This window comes from Serratia proteamaculans, assembly GCF_008830365.1.
Classification (GTDB): domain Bacteria; phylum Pseudomonadota; class Gammaproteobacteria; order Enterobacterales; family Enterobacteriaceae; genus Serratia; species Serratia proteamaculans.
In genome coordinates, this window is the sequence record NZ_WBKI01000005.1 from 63,603 (window position 1) to 77,947 (window position 14,345).

Below are 14,345 nucleotides of genomic sequence, written 5' to 3' on the forward strand. Positions count from 1 at the left end.
GATGTGTTGGACTTTCCTGTCAATCTCTCGCAATAATGATGAAGGACACTAGAGCGGCATCCGGGCCGTGTCCCGGATCCTTTTCTAAAATTGAACTGGAGTGGCAATGGGTCAGGAAAAGCTCTACATCGAAAAAGAACTAAGCTGGTTATCCTTTAATGAACGCGTATTGCAGGAAGCCGCAGATAAGAGCAATCCCCTGATTGAGCGCATGCGTTTTCTGGGCATTTACTCCAATAACCTTGATGAGTTCTATAAGGTCCGCTTTGCCGATCTTAAACGACGTATCCTGATCAGCGAAGAACAGGGTTCCGGTGGCGCTTCACGTCATCTGCTGAAAAAGATCCAGGCCAAGGTATTAAAAACCGATCAAGAATTCGACAGCCTGTATAACGATTTGCTGCTGGAAATGGCGCGTAATCAAATCTTCCTGATTAACGAACGTCAGGTGTCGGAGAACCAGCAAATCTGGCTGCGACAATACTTCAAGCAGCATCTGCGTCAGCACATCACGCCCATCCTGATCAACCACGAAACCAATCTGGTGCAGTTCCTGAAAGATGATTACACCTATCTGGCGGTGGAGATTATTCGCGGTACACGCATCGATTATGCGCTGCTGGAGATCCCGTCCGACAAGGTGCCACGCTTCGTTAACCTGCCACCGGAAGCGCCACGTCGCCGCAAGCCCATGATCCTGTTGGACAACATTCTGCGCTACTGCCTGGATGATATCTTCAAGGGCTTCTTCGACTACGACGTACTCAACGCCTATTCGATGAAAATGACCCGCGACGCGGAATACGATCTGGTCACCGAAATGGAATCCAGCCTGCTGGAACTGATGTCCTCCAGCCTGAAACAGCGTCTGACCGCCGAACCGGTGCGCTTTGTTTACCAGCGCGACATGCCGAATGAAATGGTGGAACTGCTGCGCGGTAAGCTCGGTATCTCCAACTACGACTCGGTGATCGCCGGCGGCCGCTATCATAACTTCAAAGACTTTATTGGCTTCCCGAACGTCGGCAAGGCCAATCTGGTCAACAAACCGCTGCCCCGCCTGCGCCATATCTGGTTCGAAAAGTTCCGCAACGGCTTTGACGCCATCCGCGAACAGGACGTGCTGCTTTACTACCCATACCACACCTTTGAGCACGTGCTGGAGCTGGTGCGCCAGGCGTCGTTTGACCCCAGCGTGCTGGCGATAAAAATCAATATTTACCGCGTAGCAAAAGACTCACGCATTATCGAATCGATGATCCACGCCGCCCACAACGGCAAAAAAGTGACGGTGGTAGTGGAGCTACAGGCACGCTTTGACGAAGAGGCCAACATCCACTGGGCCAAGCGTCTGACGGAAGCCGGGGTGCACGTTATCTTCTCTGCACCGGGGCTGAAAATTCACGCTAAACTGTTCCTGATCTCGCGCCGTGAAGGCGACGAAATTGTGCGCTATGCTCATATCGGTACCGGTAACTTTAACGAGAAAACCGCGCGTATTTATACCGACTATTCGCTGTTGACCGCCGACTCACGCATCACTAACGAAGTGCGCCGAGTGTTCAACTTTATCGAAAATCCGTACCGGCCAGTCACCTTCGACAACCTTATGGTGTCGCCACAAAACTCGCGCCTGAAGCTGTATGAGTTGATCGATAAGGAAATTGCCAACGCTCAGGCCGGTCTTCCTGCTGGCATTATGCTGAAAATCAACAATCTGGTGGATAAAGGGCTGGTAGATCGGTTATATACGGCATCCGGCGCCGGCGTAAAAATCCGCCTGTTGGTGCGGGGTATGTGTTCTTTGATTCCCAACCTGCCGGGGATCAGTGACAATATTCAAGCGATCAGTATCGTCGACCGCTACCTGGAACACGATCGGGTTTACGTTTTCGAAAACAAAGGTGACAAACTGGTTTATCTGTCCTCTGCCGACTGGATGACCCGTAACATAGATTACCGCATCGAAGTCGCGGTCTCGCTGCTGGATCCAACGCTGAAACAACGGGTTCTGGATATTCTGGAAATCCTGTTCAACGACACGGTCAAGGCGCGCTACCTCGATAAAGAACTGAGCAACCAGTACGTCCCGCGCGGCAATCGCCGTAAAGTGCGTTCTCAGGTTGCCATTTATGAGTATTTAAAAGCTCTGGAACAACCAGGACAGTAGGCCAGCCACTATGCCGCTAAAAAGCACTGCAACAAACAAACCGCAGGAAATCGCTGCCATCGACCTCGGGTCGAACAGCTTCCACATGGTGATTGCCCGCGTCGTCAACGGCGCCTTACAGGTGTTGGGCCGTTTAAAACAACGGGTTCACCTTGCCGATGGATTGGACAGCAACAATGTGCTCAGTGAAGAGGCAATAGAACGCGGCCTGGCCTGCCTGGCGCTGTTTGCCGAACGGCTGCAGGGCTTCCCGGCGGATAACGTCACCATCGTCGGAACCCATACCCTGCGCCAGGCGGTTAACGCCGAAGTGTTCCTCAAGCGTGCGGCCAAAGTGATCCCCTACCCGATCGAAATCATCGCCGGGCAGGAAGAAGCGCGTCTGATCTTTATGGGTGTGGAACACACCCAACCGGAAAAAGGCCGCAAGCTGGTGATCGACATCGGTGGCGGTTCTACCGAACTGGTGATCGGCGAAGACTTTGAACCGCTGCTGGCAGAAAGCCGCCGTATGGGCTGCGTCAGTTTCGCCCAACAGTTTTTCCCAGGCGGTGAAATCAGCAAAAGCAATTTCAAACGTGCGCGCCTGGCGGCGGCACAAAAGTTGGAAACCCTGGCCTGGCAATACCGCATTCAGGGCTGGCAATATGCCCTGGGCGCGTCAGGCACCATCAAGGCCGCACACGAAGTGCTGGTCGAGATGGGTGAAAAAGACGGCCTGATCACCCTGGAACGTCTGGAGATGCTGGCGGAGCAGGTGTTGCAGTTTAAAAGCTTCAGTTCCCTGAGTCTGCCGGGGCTGTCGGAAGACCGTCAGTCGGTCTTTGTTCCGGGTCTGGCGATCCTGTGCGGCGTATTCGATGCGTTGGCGATCCGCGATTTGCGCCTTTCCGACGGTGCGCTGCGCGAAGGCGTGCTGTACGAAATGGAAGGCCGTTTCCGCCATCAGGACATCCGCAGCCGTACCGCCAAAAGCCTGGCCGATCACTACAATATCGACCGTGAACAGGCCAAACGGGTGCTGGAAACCACCGAATTGCTGTACGCGCAGTGGATGGCGCAAAACACCAAACTGGCGAATCCTCAGTTGGAAGCGCTGCTGAAATGGGCCGCGATGCTGCATGAAGTGGGGCTAAGCATCAACCACAGCGGCATGCACCGCCACTCAGCCTATATTCTGCAAAACACCAACCTGCCTGGCTTCAACCAGGAGCAGCAGTTGCTGTTGGCGGCGCTGGTGCGGTTCCACCGCAAGGGCATCAAGCTGGAAGAACTGCCACGCCTGAACCTGTTCAAGAAGAAGCATTATCTGCCGCTGATCCAACTGTTACGTCTGAGTACCCTACTCAACAACCAGCGCCAGTCGACTACCACGCCAGAGACCTTGCGCCTGAGCACCGACGATAATCACTGGACGCTGCGCTTCCCGGCCGGTTATCTGGCACAGAACAATCTGGTTCAACTGGATCTCGAACGCGAACAGGCCTACTGGAACGACGTGGTAGGCTGGAAACTGATTTGCGAAGAAGAAGGTTCACAGAACGAGCAACGCTCGGCCTGAGTCTGTGCCCCCTGCCAGCCGGGGGGCACAATTCAATCTTGTACCGGTAACAGCGCAGCCAACGGTTGTGGCTCGCCGATGAAATAGCCCTGCATATAGTCAACACCGACCCCTTTCAACGCGAGCAACTGCTCCATACTTTCGACGTATTCCGCCACAATGGTCAATCGCTTCATCCGTGCCACCTTACAGATAGACGCAATCACCTGGAAATCTACCGAATTGGTCAGCATGTCGCGGACAAACCCACCGTCAATTTTCAACATGTCGACCGGCAGTATCTTCAGCCGATCGTAGCTGGCATAGCCGGTGCCGAAATCGTCCAACGCAATGCGGCAGCCCATTTCACGCAGTGCCTGCAGGTTTGCTCTGGCGTAATCTGTATCCTGCAGCAAGTGCGATTCGGTTACTTCCAGCGTCAGTTGGTACGGTTCAATCCGGTTCTGCTGCAACAGGTTGTTCACATCGTGGCACAGCATCGGACGGCATAGCGAAGAAGGTGATAGATTAATCGCAAAGCGCGCGCTGGGCAGTTCGGCCCGATGTCGGTCCATAAATTTCAACGTATTGCGCAATACCCAAATGTCCACCCGATAAGAAAGGCCAAACTCATGTGCCACCGGTAGAAAATCGTTTGGTGATATGATCTCCCCCCGAGCGTCGCGCATACGCAGCAAAATTTCATGATATCGATCACCACGCAGGCCAACGATCGGCTGCGCCATCAGGATAAACCCGTCGTTATCCAGCGAATGTTGTACGCCATGCAGCAATGCCACCTTGCGTTTGACCTCCTCCTGAACCAGATGACCGCCGTTTTGCACACTCTCCGGCTTGCCGCTGGTCAGGGATACCTCTGCCAGCGAGCTAAGTTCCCCCAACAGCAGGTAGAGATGTTCAAAATCGGACACCACGCTGCAAAATCCTAATCCCAGCGGGGGATGGAGCGGCAAGCCGTTCCATACCAGGCGAAATTTCTCCAGCGCGCGGTAAATCTCTGCGACCTTTGCCTCGCTGTCTTCAGCGTCCACTCGCAGCAGCAGATCATAACCCGGCAGGTGGTAAACCCCCTCGCCAGGTGCCAATACCTGATGCAATAGCGCCGCCAGTTGTTGTTTGAAGCGAATGCGTAACTGCATGCCGTAGTTACGTGTCAGCAAATCCAACTCGCTTACCCGCAGGAAACACAGCGTTGAAGGAGGGGACTGGGCCAGATCGCGCTTGAGGGCACGCAGGTTAGGCAGGCCAATCACCGGATCCTGCAACGAGGCGCTTTGTGCCCTGGCGTGGCTCAGGCGCTGACGGGTGTTGAGTGCCGACATCAGGTAAATGCACAGGGTAAACACCACCATCATCGAAGAGATCACCGCCAGATTCAGCAACAGATTCTCACGCTGGGTATAACCGGGATAATTGAAAAACAACACCAGCAGGGTGGCGGACCAGATAATACAAATGAATTGATAACCAAAACGCATCGCGCCGTACAACATCACCGGCAGCAGCAATATCAGGCCGTAGCCCCCCAGCAGCAAAGGGCTGGCGCTTTTGGCCTGATGGCATAGCAGAGCCACCATGGTGCCCAGCACTGACAGCCACAGCACCAGCTCTTTTTTATCGGCGTTTGGCGCCATTTCACGGCCAAAACGCCGCCAAAGGGTCAGAACAAACCCGGGCTTGTTCAATATGCGCAACATAAAGTAGAACAACGGCATGGCCGAAAGGCTACCCAGCAGCAGAGCCTGAAAATTAACCAAGGCCAGCAGATGACTGCTCTCGCCAGACATCATCCCCAGCTCATCAGGCAATTGAGCGAGGCCGACCAACAGCTTCAGGCCGAAGACAAACAGCAACGCCGGCAACACCACCAGCCAGATCAACCGCGCCTTGACCAGCGCCGGTACCCCCGGGGCCGCACACCAACGCCGCTGGGTCTGGCTGCGGTACCCCAGCCAGCACAGACTCAGGCAAAACAGGTACAGCAACATCACCAACATGCCGCTTTCCAGCCCCAGTCGAAGACCGTAACGCAGCATGATGGCCAGGGTAATGCCCGGCAGCGCACGCCAGTCATAAACCATCAGCAGTGCCATACAGGCTGTCAGTGGCAGATAGAGCAAATAGACTTTGCCCTCGGGCAGCATAATGCGCGGTGACAACCAACCGGCAAACGGGATCAAAAACAGGCCCCAGATGAGGGGAAATCCCCACCAGCGCTCGCGCAAATGCTTCCAGAATATTGGCTTAATCATAAAAATAGCGAGTCCTTCAGAGCGTAATTCCATTCACGCGTTCAGGTAATAAGGCAGGTTCCTTTACGTACCTCTCTCCATTCATGAGGCAAAGTGAAAATAACATATGCGACAGGGGAATGGGGGGAATTTTAGGCGCTGGGGTCAGCGGAGGCTTGACTGCGATCAATCAAAAAAGAAAAGTTGGGTAATAATGTGTAAAGCCATATTTTGTATTGCCTTAACCCGCTGATCCCAGTGACAAACTCAAACCCGAGTTAAACACCGGTGAAATACCTGGTTTTGCCGTCCGGAAATAAATAGACAATATTTGTCATCGATAGCTAAAATTCCGGTTACAATTTATCGGCTTTAATCACCCGCAATCCCCCAGACAGGATCGAGGAAAATGTAATCGCCCCTCTCCCGCTGGCAAGGCGCGCGGGTATAACACAGGAAACCGGCATGGCCGGGTGATATATGCGTAAAAAAACCACCGGACAGATGACGAAAATAGTGCTGTTTATCAGCTTTATCATTTTAGTCGGCCGTCTGTTGTATGCTGCGGTTGTCGCGGTGCCCCATCATCAGGAAAAAAAGCTCGCCCCTTATCAAAGCACCACCGAGATTGGCGGCGAAAACCAGGACACAACCCCCTGAACCCACAGACTCGAGCTTCTCTGCAGGGCTTGCGAATAGTTAAGCAGCCTGCCAGCGTATCGGCATGCCAGGCCCCTTACTTATTCCTCAGCTTCTGCACCCAATTCATAAAAATGACGCCTGCATTCACTATGCTCTATGTTGTCCAGAGTCCGTCTGTAAGGATCACCGAGTGCCAGTAAGGAATACCATGTCAGCAGCAACGCATAACGTTCAAAAAGTCGCTGAGTATCGCCAGCGCATTCTTTCTCTGCTGTTAAACAACAAAGACCTGGTCGACGGCATTCTCGGTCGCCCAGGGGATGGAAATGCCCTCAGCAAAAGTGAACTGCTAAACCAGACTGCTGAAATAACCGGCCTGCTGGACGATATGCACGCCGCTGACCTGGCAGACTTGCTGGAAGCTCTGCCGCAGGACGAGCGCCTGGCCGTATGGCGATTGATCGGCAACGCCAAACGCGGCCAGACGCTGGTGGAAGTGGCCGAACCGGTGTGGGACAGCCTGATCGAAGAGATGAGCGACAAAGACCTGCTCAAAGCGATCAAAACGCTGGACGTCGATGAACAGGCCTATCTGGCTCAATACCTGCCGCGTAACCTGATGGGTCGTCTGCTGACCTCGATGGATCCGGAGCAACGTGCGCAGGTGCGCGAGATGATCCACTACGGTAAAGACACCGTCGGTTGGATGATGGACTTTGAACTGGTCACGGTGCGCCCGGACGTCACCCTGGGGGCGGTGCATCGCTTCCTGCGCCTGCGCAAAACCATTCCGGCAGCCACCGATAAACTCTTTGTCACCGATCGTAAAAATACCCTGTTGGGCGAATTGCCGCTCACCGCCGTGCTGCTAAATGATCCGGAAACCCTGGTGCAGACGGTAATGGACAGCGATCCCACCCGTTTTTTGCCGGAAGATAAAGCCGAGGCAGCCGCCAGCGCGTTCGAACGTTATGACCTGATTAGCGCCCCGGTGGTCGATGCCAAAGGCAAGCTGATGGGTCGCCTGACCATTGAAGAGATCGTTGACGTGGTCAACGAAGAAAGCGACAGCAACCTGCGCCGCATGGGGGGCTTAAGCCCGGAAGAAGACGTGTTTGCCCCGGTCAGCAAAGCGGTGAAAACCCGTTGGGCCTGGCTGGCGATCAACCTGTGTACGGCGTTTATTGCCTCACGCGTTATCGGCCTGTTCGAACACACTATTTCGCAACTGGTGGCGCTGGCCGCGTTGATGCCAATCGTCGCAGGTATCGGGGGTAACACCGGCAACCAGACCATCACCATGATCGTTCGTGCGCTGGCACTGCATCAGATTGAGGTCGGCAATATTTCCCGTCTGATGTTCAGAGAGCTGGGGGTCGCCATCATCAACGGCGTGGTCTGGGGCGGGATCATGGGGATAGTCACCTGGTTGCTGTATGGCGACTGGGCAATGGGCGGCGTGATGACGCTGGCGATGATCCTCAACCTGCTGGTGGCGGCGCTGATGGGGGTGGTGATCCCAATGACCATGCTAAAAATGGGGCGCGATCCGGCGGTCGGTTCCAGCGTATTGATCACTGCACTGACCGATACCGGCGGCTTCTTTATTTTCCTCGGCCTGGCCACCATTTTCCTGCTCTGAATCCTGATGGCCGGCGGCAACGTCGGCTTTTGCCACCGCTCACTAAAACCGCCTGATTCAGTAGGCTTTCTTGCCGCGCTGTACTACCCTTTGGCAATGAACTTTCCACCTTATCCGCGTCATGACGTCGTTCAGTGACAGATGCCAGCGTTAAGGTTGTTTATGGATATCAGCGCACCGAATCATCTCACCACGCGCAAAGGCGCACTGCTGATGCATACCCTGCTGGCACAGGCCGACATCGCCTGCTACACCGCCAAGCATCAGGGTCGCGGGAAGATCTATCTGTACGAAGCACGACAAAAAAGATACTGACTCCAGGCGCACCACATCACAAAAGTTAGCCACAGGGACCTGAAACAAGCGCTGACCACACGACTCCGCGGCGGTGACCGTGGCGTTCGCTCCCCCCATTCCCCTTCATTCTGCCCCACTCTCCCGTTTTTCGGGCTGTGGCGTCATTGGGTCACAGCCCCCGATCACGTTTTTTTTGCTTAGCCAACCTGAGGTTAGTGGTATAGCTAACGTGTCAAAGTTAATCGTTTGAACAATACCTCGATACGGAAATCAGCACGCGCGTTAATTTCCACCCCATCTTTAAAAGTGATTGCTCAGGGATAATGGCTATGAAAAACGAGTGGTTTGCCGCCAGAGAGCTAACCGGCATTGCAGGACTGCCCTCCTCGCCACAGGGCATCAATTTGATGGCCCGCCGCGAAGGTTGGATCAGCCGCCGCCGAAAAGGCGTACAGGGCAAAGCGGTGGAATACCACATTAACAGCCTGCCGATCGGCGCACGCAGCCTGTTGATACTGCAAGAAGATCCCGCAGAATATCAGGTTGAACGTAAGGATCCGCTGGCGGTATGGGTTGAGTATTACTATCACCTTAGCGAAAGCGAACGTGAGAAAGTCCTGACGTTCCTGATGCGTGAAGGGATCGACAGCCTGCTGGCGCGCATTGCCGCCGAAGAGTAGCGCGGCTAGCCGTCAGTGTCCGTTGACGGTACCCAGCCCTCGTTATGCCACAGATGCAGCGTGGCGTAAGAGCGCCATGGCCGCCAGCGTTCGGCATAGTTTTCAATCTGGCGTGGCGTCATCTCTGGAAAGCGCTGTTTGATCAGATAATCTCCCGCCAAAAAGACGTCCGGCCATGACCAGGCACGCATAGCGATATAACTGGCCGTCCAACTGCCAATTCCCGGCAACGCGGTCAGTGCCTTGATCCCCTGCTCAATATCCAGCACGTTATCCAACTGCAACCGCCCTTCAGTGACCGCCCGTGCAATGGCGATCAGCGCCGCTGCGCGTTTTAGTTGCACCCCCAGCGGACGCAGTTCCTCAGGTTGCAGTTGTGCCACCTGCTCAGCATTGGGGAACACATGGGTAATGCCGGCGTAGGGCTGTTCCAACGGCGTACCCCAGCGTTCCGCCATGCGCCCGGCAAAGGTCGCCGCCATCTTGACGCTGACCAACTGCCCGAGCACCGCCCGTGTCGCCTGTTCAAAACTGTTGACGCAACCGGGCAGCCGCAGGCCCGGCGCATCGGCGGCCAGTGCTCCCAGGGCCTGGGTGATCAGATCCGGTGCGGCATCCAGATCGAACAGTTGGCGGATACGGCGTAACACCTCCGTGGTTACCCGGCTGAGCGCCGGAGCGATCTCTACCCGCACCCGATTGCGGGCCTCCTCCGGCTGTACGCTGACCCAGCCGTGATAGTCAATACCGCACTGAGTAATGGCGATCGCCCGCAAATATTGTTGCCCCTCAATCCTTTCCACACCGCTCACCGCACGGGTTTGCAAAAAGCTCAGCATGCGCGGCCAGTCATAGGGTGGCCGGTAGCCCAAATGAAACACCAGCCCGCTGGCGACGGTACGCTCATTACGGCCGCTGCTGCTACGCAGCGCCGAGGGGATCAGCCGGTAGCGCGCCTTGAACAATTCGTTAAAGCGTCGCAGGCTGCCAAAACCGGCGGCAAACGCCACTTCACTCAGCGGCATATCGGTATCCGCCAACAGCCGTTTGGCCTGTAACAGCCGGTGCGACTGAGCATAATCAATCGGCGAGGCACCAAACTGATCGGCAAAAATGCGCCGCAGGTGGCGATCGGAAATTCCCAACCGCGCGGCCAGTTGCTCGCAGCTGTGCTCCGACAGATAGCCTTGTTCAATCAACTGTACCGCCACCTGGGCGTAGCGATTGCCGAGGTCGATCAACGCCAGACCCGGTGCCAACTCCGGCCGGCACTTCAGACAGGGGCGAAAGCCCGCCAGCTCCGCCGCCGCCGCGCTCGGGTAAAAAGTACAGTTCTCGATCTTCGGCGTGCGGGCACTGCACACCGGGCGGCAATAAATACCGGTCGAAGAAACACCGACGAAGAAGCGGCCATCGAATTTGCGATCGCGCGCACTCAGTGCCTGATACAACGCCTGCTGTTGGTTTTTCATGGCCACGCTCGGGGTCAATTTTTTGTTCATTATGCGACTCGGCTGATGCGCTGACGTGCGGGATTCGGACATTAAGTTAAGCATGCACTCCCGTTCGCCGCTAAAATTTTCGTCAGTTAAGCGCTCACACATTGCCCGGGGGGCAAGTCTCGGGTAAAGTCGCCCCCCTTCATCGGCATGGGGATTGAGAAAAGACATGTTTATTGGATTCGATTACGGAACGGCCAACTGTTCCGTCGCAGTGATGCGTGATAACGGCCCCGAGCTGCTGACGTTGGAAAACAACGAACCCTATTTACCGTCGATGCTGTGTGCGCCGACGCGGGAAGCCGTGAGCGAGTGCTTGCACCGTCACTGGCAGGTGCCGACCGGCAGCGAAGAGAACCAGCAACTGCTGCGCCGGGCGATAAACTACAATCGCGAGGAAGACATTCCGGTCGCGAATAACAGCGTGCTGTTTGGCCTGCAGGCATTGGCGCACTACGTTGAAGATCCGGAAGAAGTGTATTTTGTTCGCTCACCGAAATCCTTCCTTGGTGCCAACGGTCTGAAGCCGCAGCAGATCGCACTGTTTGAAGATCTGGTGTGCGCCATGATGTTCCACATCAAGCGCCAGGCGGAAAACGTTCTGCAGGACAGCATCAGCCAGGCGGTCATCGGTCGCCCGATCAACTTCCAGGGCATGGGTGGTGAAGAGGCCAACCAGCAGGCGCAGGGCATTTTGCAGCGTGCAGCCGAACGTGCCGGGTTCAGAGACATTGAATTCCAGTTTGAGCCGGTCGCGGCAGGGCTGGACTTTGAAGCGACGCTGAGCGAAGAGAAAACCGTGCTGGTGGTAGACATCGGCGGCGGGACTACCGACTGTTCAGTCTTGCTGATGGGGCCGCAATGGCGTGACCGCGCCGATCGCCAGCAAAGCCTGCTGGGACACAGCGGTTGCCGCGTTGGCGGTAACGATCTGGATATCATGCTGGCATTCAAACAGCTGATGCCGCTGTTCGGCATGGGCGGCGAAACCGGAAAGGGCATCGCCCTGCCCGCGCTGCCTTATTGGAACGCAGTCGCCACCAACGACGTGCCGGCGCAGAACGACTTTTACAGCGTCGCCAACGGCCGCATGCTGCAAGATTTGATCCGAGATGCCGCCGAGCCGGAAAAGGTCAAACGCCTGCTGAAAGTCCACCAGCAACGTCTGAGCTACCGTTTGGTGCGCGCGGCAGAGGAGAGTAAAATCGCCCTGTCTGCGCAGCAAAACATCAGCGCACCGCTGGCTTTCGTCCAGGCTGATCTGGCGGAAACCATCAGCCAGGATCAGCTTGCCGAGGCTATTTCGCAGCCGCTGTTGCGCATTCAGGAACAGGTCAGCGCCGCGTTGGCCAGCAGCCAGACCGCACCACAGGTGATTTATCTCACCGGCGGCAGTGCACGTTCACCGCTGCTACGCGCCGCACTGCAACAGCAGTTGCCGGGCATTCCTATCGTCGGTGGCAACGACTTCGGCTCGGTCACCGCCGGGCTGGCTCGCTGGGCGCAAACGCTGTTCCGTTAATGGCCTCAGGGTGCTGATAAACCCGCAAAACGACTAAAACGGTAGGGGTCGAACATGTTCGACCCAATTTACCCCATTGATTATACTATCGGGCGCAGCATGCAGCGCCCCTACAATGAAACCACGGGGCACTTGGTTATTGGAGGAAAGTCGATGAGTGAAATACTCCCCTTCGAAAGTGACCGATTGCTGTTACGTGCCTGGCGCGACGAAGACCTGCCGGCGTTTGCCGCCCTCAACGCCGATCCCCAGGTGATGCGTTATTTCCCCGCCCCGCTGACAGCCGAACAAAGCTACGCGCAGGCTGACAAGATCCGTCAGTTCATGCAGCAAAACGGTTGGGGTTTATGGGCGGTGGAAGAAAAAGACGGTGCGCCTTTTATCGGTTTTGTCGGGTTGGCGATCCCGGCGGACGATCTGCCCTGCTCACCCTGCGTAGAAATCGGCTGGCGGTTAGCGGCAGCGCACTGGGGTAAAGGCTATGCTTCTGAGGCCGCCGGTGCCGCACTGCGCTACGCTTTCGAACGCCTGGATTTGGCTGACGTGGTGTCTTTTACCGCCGAAAGCAATAAACCATCAAGCCGGGTAATGGAACGCATTGGCATGATGTCTCATGGCGAAAGTTTCCTGCATCCCCGATTGCCGCAAGGCCATCCGTTGCAAAAACACGTCCTGTATCGGCTGACACAACAAAACTGGCGGGAAAAACGCCACGGCTAATCCCGCCGGTGATTGTTGGAAATATTACCAGGCGCTGGCCTGGTTCAATGCGCTGATATCTTCAGCCTCCAACCGCAGTCGGGTGGCGCTAATCAGCTCATCCAACTGTTTCAGCGAAGTGGCGCTGACAATCGGTGCGGTGATGCTCGGTCTTGCCATCAACCAGGCCAGCGAAACCTGCGCCGGTGAGGTGTGATGTTTCGCCGCAACGCTATCCAACGCCGCCAGGATTTTAAAACCACGCGGATTGAGATACTGCTCAATCACTCTGTCACCGCGCTGGCTCTTGCCAATATCTTGCTCGCTGCGGTATTTACCGGTCAGGAAACCGCTGGCCAACGAGAAGAAGTTAATCACCCCCAGACCATGGCGCTGCGCCACCGTTTCCAAGCCTTGCTCGTAACCTTCGCGTGCATACAGGTTATATTCAGGTTGCAGGGTTTCGTAACGCGCCAGCCCTTCCTGCTCACTGACGTTCAGCGCTTCTTCCAGACGATCGGCCTGATAGTTGGAGGCACCGATCACCCGTACCTTACCGGCCTTGATTAACGCATCGAACGCCGCCAGGGTTTCCGCCAGCGGCGTATCCCGATCATCATCATGTGACTGATAAAGATCGATATAGTCGGTCTGAAGACGGCGCAGTGAATCCTCGACCGCCTGCTGGATATAGCGCGGCGACAACCCCTGTTTCCCTTCCCCCATCGGCTTGCCCACCTTGGTGGCAATGATCACCTGGTCGCGCTTACCGGTTTTTTTCAGCCATTGTCCAATGGTGGTCTCCGACTCTCCGCCCTGATTGCCCGGCGCCCAACTGGAATACACGTCGGCGGTATCGATGAAATTGAGCTGGTTCTCCACCAGCGCATCCAGCAGGCTGAAGGAAGTTTCGCGATCCGCCGTCCAGCCGAACACGTTACCGCCGAAGGTTAATGCCGGCACTTTGAGGCCCGAATGGCCCAGTTCTCTGTTGCTCATTGTATGCTCCAAGGGGATTAATGATTCGCAGGGTAATTATTAGCGCCAAACCGAGAAATAGGCCAAAACGTATTGGCTATAAGCCGAACCCATTCACTTATAAACATAGTCAATTTGTATCCTATAGCTTTCAAATTGCAGCCAGGCGGCAAAGGCAGGACAAATCGGTCGGGAACCGATTTGAACAGCACTTGTGCTAGCCCGAAGGGTGAGCCTCAGGGATGAAGCTCATTAGTCCCCATGAGATTACTGAGGTAAGTGATTGGGGTGAATGTGCACAGCCAACGACGCTGCGGTTTGAAAGATGAAGGATATATTCGGACGATGCTGACGATTCCTCCATATTTCCTTCATCTTTATGCCGTCTTTGCTGGCTAAACTAGTATCCTGTAAGGAGTGTAAC

11 protein-coding genes are annotated in these 14,345 nt (G+C 55.6%); 8 read left to right on the forward strand and 3 right to left on the reverse strand.

The window, feature by feature from the left end:
- The first annotated feature begins 106 nt into the window (after positions 1-106).
- Both ppk1 and ppx read left to right on the forward strand, forming a co-directional pair.
- Positions 107-2,170 (forward strand): polyphosphate kinase 1, encoded by a 2,064-nt coding sequence (gene ppk1 / locus F8R23_RS17785; RefSeq protein ID WP_112348676.1) that lies wholly within the window; start codon positions 107-109, stop codon positions 2,168-2,170.
- A gap of 10 nt (positions 2,171-2,180) precedes the next feature.
- Complete coding sequence (gene ppx, locus F8R23_RS17790; protein ID WP_112348675.1) at positions 2,181-3,731, forward strand: exopolyphosphatase; 1,551 nt, start codon at positions 2,181-2,183, stop codon at positions 3,729-3,731.
- Positions 3,732-3,763: 32 nt separating this feature from the next.
- Here the strand turns inward: ppx and F8R23_RS17795 are convergent, their stop codons facing one another.
- Positions 3,764-5,983, reverse strand: a complete 2,220-nt coding sequence (locus F8R23_RS17795; RefSeq protein WP_232811098.1) for an EAL domain-containing protein — start codon at positions 5,981-5,983, stop codon at positions 3,764-3,766.
- Positions 5,984-6,442: 459 nt separating this feature from the next.
- Between F8R23_RS17795 and F8R23_RS17800 the strand changes: the two genes are divergently transcribed.
- From F8R23_RS17800 to F8R23_RS17810, 4 genes are all read left to right on the forward strand, one after another.
- Positions 6,443-6,622: a YfgG family protein gene (locus F8R23_RS17800; protein ID WP_129936405.1), complete on the forward strand. Its 180-nt coding sequence runs from the start codon at positions 6,443-6,445 to the stop codon at positions 6,620-6,622.
- 190 nt (positions 6,623-6,812) lie between these two features.
- Entirely contained in the window at positions 6,813-8,246 is a 1,434-nt protein-coding gene (mgtE, locus tag F8R23_RS17805; protein ID WP_099062603.1) for a magnesium transporter, read from the forward strand.
- 162 nt (positions 8,247-8,408) lie between these two features.
- Positions 8,409-8,561, forward strand: a complete 153-nt coding sequence (locus F8R23_RS24185; RefSeq protein WP_165367292.1) for a hypothetical protein — start codon at positions 8,409-8,411, stop codon at positions 8,559-8,561.
- A gap of 311 nt (positions 8,562-8,872) precedes the next feature.
- Positions 8,873-9,223 carry a DNA-binding protein gene (locus F8R23_RS17810; protein WP_112348671.1) on the forward strand — a complete coding sequence of 117 codons (351 nt, stop codon included), beginning with the start codon at positions 8,873-8,875 and terminating at the stop codon, positions 9,221-9,223.
- A gap of 5 nt (positions 9,224-9,228) precedes the next feature.
- Here the strand turns inward: F8R23_RS17810 and alkA are convergent, their stop codons facing one another.
- Positions 9,229-10,725, reverse strand: a complete 1,497-nt coding sequence (alkA, locus tag F8R23_RS17815; RefSeq protein ID WP_151415862.1) for a DNA-3-methyladenine glycosylase 2 — start codon at positions 10,723-10,725, stop codon at positions 9,229-9,231.
- Positions 10,726-10,891: 166 nt separating this feature from the next.
- Here alkA and yegD point away from each other — a divergent pair, with 166 nt between their 5' ends.
- Positions 10,892-12,244 (forward strand): molecular chaperone, encoded by a 1,353-nt coding sequence (yegD, locus tag F8R23_RS17820; RefSeq protein WP_112348669.1) that lies wholly within the window; start codon positions 10,892-10,894, stop codon positions 12,242-12,244.
- Between the two features lie 153 nt (positions 12,245-12,397).
- Positions 12,398-12,964: a GNAT family N-acetyltransferase gene (locus F8R23_RS17825; RefSeq protein ID WP_129938990.1), complete on the forward strand. Its 567-nt coding sequence runs from the start codon at positions 12,398-12,400 to the stop codon at positions 12,962-12,964.
- 24 nt (positions 12,965-12,988) lie between these two features.
- Here F8R23_RS17825 and F8R23_RS17830 read toward each other — a convergent pair whose 3' ends face one another.
- Positions 12,989-13,942, reverse strand: coding sequence for an aldo/keto reductase (locus F8R23_RS17830; protein ID WP_151415863.1), 954 nt, complete (start codon positions 13,940-13,942; stop codon positions 12,989-12,991).
- Positions 13,943-14,345 lie beyond the last annotated feature (403 nt).

What these genes read in the sequence shown, in the direction of transcription:
- F8R23_RS17795 (WP_232811098.1), bottom strand. Translation starts at nt 5,983, where the DNA reads ATGATTAAGCCAATATTCTGGAAGCATTTGCGCGAGCGCTGGTGGGGA.
- F8R23_RS17800 (WP_129936405.1), top strand. Translation starts at nt 6,443, where the DNA reads ATGCGTAAAAAAACCACCGGACAGATGACGAAAATAGTGCTGTTTATC.
- F8R23_RS24185 (WP_165367292.1), top strand. Translation starts at nt 8,409, where the DNA reads ATGGATATCAGCGCACCGAATCATCTCACCACGCGCAAAGGCGCACTG.
- F8R23_RS17825 (WP_129938990.1), top strand. Translation starts at nt 12,398, where the DNA reads ATGAGTGAAATACTCCCCTTCGAAAGTGACCGATTGCTGTTACGTGCC.
- F8R23_RS17810 (WP_112348671.1), top strand. Translation starts at nt 8,873, where the DNA reads ATGAAAAACGAGTGGTTTGCCGCCAGAGAGCTAACCGGCATTGCAGGA.
- mgtE (WP_099062603.1), top strand. Translation starts at nt 6,813, where the DNA reads ATGTCAGCAGCAACGCATAACGTTCAAAAAGTCGCTGAGTATCGCCAG.
- alkA (WP_151415862.1), bottom strand. Translation starts at nt 10,725, where the DNA reads ATGAACAAAAAATTGACCCCGAGCGTGGCCATGAAAAACCAACAGCAG.
- F8R23_RS17830 (WP_151415863.1), bottom strand. Translation starts at nt 13,942, where the DNA reads ATGAGCAACAGAGAACTGGGCCATTCGGGCCTCAAAGTGCCGGCATTA.
- ppx (WP_112348675.1), top strand. Translation starts at nt 2,181, where the DNA reads ATGCCGCTAAAAAGCACTGCAACAAACAAACCGCAGGAAATCGCTGCC.
- ppk1 (WP_112348676.1), top strand. Translation starts at nt 107, where the DNA reads ATGGGTCAGGAAAAGCTCTACATCGAAAAAGAACTAAGCTGGTTATCC.
- yegD (WP_112348669.1), top strand. Translation starts at nt 10,892, where the DNA reads ATGTTTATTGGATTCGATTACGGAACGGCCAACTGTTCCGTCGCAGTG.